At 53.3% G+C, this 3,361-nt stretch carries 2 rRNA genes; both read left to right on the top strand.

The features are described from left to right. Window positions 1-118: 118 nt before the first annotated feature. Window positions 119-2,915, top strand: a 23S ribosomal RNA gene (locus tag MUU54_RS24230). A gap of 266 nt (window positions 2,916-3,181) precedes the next feature. Continuing rightward, window positions 3,182-3,296: ribosomal RNA gene (rrf, locus tag MUU54_RS24225) — 5S ribosomal RNA — on the top strand. Window positions 3,297-3,361: the final 65 nt, after the last annotated feature.

The raw sequence follows: 3,361 nt of genomic DNA, 5'->3' as shown, positions 1-3,361 counted from the left end.
CATCAAGCGGACCGATCGAACACGTCGATGGCATTGTTGAGTGGGCTGGGTTGTAAAAGGTAACCCGGTCGTTTCCGTCTTTGGCGGAAGCTAGATGATGAGCATTGGCAATGAGAACGATTAAGTGTCGTAAGGGCATTTGGTGGATGCCTTGGCATGCACAGGCGAAGAAGGACGTGATACGCTGCGATAAGCCGTGGGGAGCTGCGAATGAGCTTTGATCCATGGATCTCCGAATGGGGCAACCCACCTTAGATACCTAGAAAGTTTAAGCCGCCCGTTTGGACGGTTTAGGTTTCTAGGTATTGTGATAAGGTATCTTATTCTGAATACATAGGGATAAGAAGCGAACGCAGGGAACTGAAACATCTAAGTACCTGCAGGAAAGGACATCAACCGAGACTCCGCAAGTAGTGGCGAGCGAACGCGGACCAGGCCAGTGGCAATGAGGAATAAAGCTGAACAGGTTGGAAAGCCTGGCTAGAGTGGGTGATAGCCCCGTAAGCGTAGAACACTCATTGTCCTTGAGTAGGGCGGGACACGTGAAATCCTGTCTGAACATGGGGAGACCACTCTCCAAGCCTAAGTACTCGTGCATGACCGATAGCGAACAAGTACCGTGAGGGAAAGGTGAAAAGCACCCCGACAAGGGGAGTGAAATAGAACCTGAAACCGGATGCCTACAAACAGTCGGAGCTCGCAAGAGTGACGGCGTACCTTTTGTATAATGGGTCAACGACTTAGTGTAACGAGCAAGCTTAAGCCGATAGGTGGAGGCGTAGCGAAAGCGAGTCTGAATAGGGCGTTTTAGTTCGTTGCATTAGACCCGAAACCGAGTGATCTAGCCATGAGCAGGCTGAAGGTTGGGTAACACCAACTGGAGGGCCGAACCCGCATCTGTTGCAATAGATTGGGATGACTTGTGGCTAGGGGTGAAAGGCCAATCAAACTCGGAAATAGCTGGTTCTCCGCGAAATCTATTTAGGTAGAGCGTCGACCGAATACCCCCGGGGGTAGAGCACTGGATGGGCTATGGGGACTCACCGTCTTACTGATCCTAACCAAACTCCGAATACCGGGGAGTACTAGTCGGCAGACACACGGCGGGTGCTAACGTCCGTCGTGAAGAGGGCAACAACCCTGACCTCCAGCTAAGGTCCCCAAGTCATGGCTAAGTGGGAAAGGATGTGAGGATCCCAAAACAACCAGGATGTTGGCTTAGAAGCAGCCATCATTTAAAGAAAGCGTAACAGCTCACTGGTCTAAATAAGGGTCTTTGCGCCGAAAATGTAACGGGGCTAAAGCCATGCACCGAAGCTGAGGATTCCCTTTTGGGAGTGGTAGCGGAGCGTTCCGTAAGTCTGTGAAGGCGGACCCGTGAGGGCTGCTGGAGATATCGGAAGTGCGAATGTTGACATGAGTAACGACAAAGAGGGTGAGAGACCCTCTCGCCGAAAGACCAAGGGTTCCTGCTTAAAGTTAATCTGAGCAGGGTTAGCCGGCCCCTAAGACGAGGCAGACATGCGTAGTCGATGGGAACCACGTTAATATTCGTGGGCCTGGTGGTAGTGACGGATTGCGTAACTTGTTTCCCCTTATTGGATTGGGGTGGCAGGGAAGCGGTTCCAGGAAATAGCTCCATCATTATAGACCGTACCCGAAACCGACACAGGTGGTCAGGTAGAGTATACCAAGGCGCTTGAGAGAACTATGTTGAAGGAACTCGGCAAATTGCACGCGTAACTTCGGAAGAAGCGTGACCCCAATCAAGGCAACTTTTTTGGGGTGGCACAGACCAGGGGGTAGCGACTGTTTATCAAAAACACAGGGCTCTGCGAAGTCGAAAGACGACGTATAGGGTCTGACGCCTGCCCGGTGCTGGAAGGTTAAGAGGAGAGGTGCAAGCTTTGAATCGAAGCCCCAGTAAACGGCGGCCGTAACTATAACGGTCCTAAGGTAGCGAAATTCCTTGTCGGGTAAGTTCCGACCTGCACGAATGGCGTAACGACTTCCCCGCTGTCTCCAACATAGACTCAGTGAAATTGAATTCCCCGTGAAGATGCGGGGTTCCTGCGGTCAGACGGAAAGACCCCGTGCACCTTTACTATAGCTTTACACTGGCATTCGTGTCGGCATGTGTAGGATAGGTGGTAGGCTTTGAAGCGGGGACGCCAGTCTTCGTGGAGCCATCCTTGAAATACCACCCTTATCGTCATGGATGTCTAACCGCGGTCCGTCATCCGGATCCGGGACAGTGTATGGTGGGTAGTTTGACTGGGGCGGTCGCCTCCGAAAGAGTAACGGAGGCGCGCGATGGTGGGCTCAGACCGGTCGGAAATCGGTCGTCGAGTGCAATGGCATAAGCCCGCCTGACTGCGAGACTGACAAGTCGAGCAGAGACGAAAGTCGGTCATAGTGATCCGGTGGTCCCGCGTGGAAGGGCCATCGCTCAACGGATAAAAGGTACGCCGGGGATAACAGGCTGATGACCCCCAAGAGTCCATATCGACGGGGTTGTTTGGCACCTCGATGTCGGCTCATCGCATCCTGGGGCTGGAGCAGGTCCCAAGGGTTTGGCTGTTCGCCAATTAAAGCGGTACGTGAGCTGGGTTCAGAACGTCGTGAGACAGTTCGGTCCCTATCTGCCGTGGGTGTAGGAATATTGACAGGATCTGTCCCTAGTACGAGAGGACCGGGATGGACATATCTCTGGTGGACCTGTTGTCGTGCCAACGGCATAGCAGGGTAGCTATATATGGAAGGGATAACCGCTGAAGGCATCTAAGCGGGAAACCCACCTGAAAACGAGTATTCCCTATCAGGGCCGTGGAAGACGACCACGTTGATAGGAGGCGTGTGGACGTGCAGCAATGCATGAAGCTTAGCCTTACTAATAGCCCGATCGACTTGATCGTTCTCATTGTTCATGCTCATCATCGCGGCAAACGCCGCGACAATGATGCCTCTTCTTGTCCTCACGCTGACGCGATCTGCGATCGCTACGCTGCGGACGGCGCGTCGGACAACCGGCGGCTCGGCTCTGCCGGCTGCGGGTGCCACGCGAAATGAATCAAACGACGTGTTCAAAAAAGACTATTGGCTACTGCCCATTGGCTAAGCCCTCAGTCACCAGCTTCTCAACAAACGCCAACAGAAATGTTGGTTCATTGCCCTTAGCCGACCTGGTGGTCATGGCGGGGCGGCCGCACCCGTTCCCATTCCGAACACGGCCGTGAAACGCCCCAGCGCCAATGGTACTTCGTCTTAAGACGCGGGAGAGTAGGTCGCTGCCAGGTCTGCTAAAGGCAATCAAAACAATCTTCTCATAAACACGAAAACAAACTCCCTTCCGGGCAATAAG

Origin of the sequence: Pseudorhizobium tarimense (genome assembly GCF_022968135.1) — a bacterium.
Lineage (GTDB): Bacteria > Pseudomonadota > Alphaproteobacteria > Rhizobiales > Rhizobiaceae > Neorhizobium > Neorhizobium tarimense.
The sequence above is the reverse complement of the archived record's forward strand: the minus strand, read 5'-3'. Positions and strand labels throughout refer to the sequence as shown.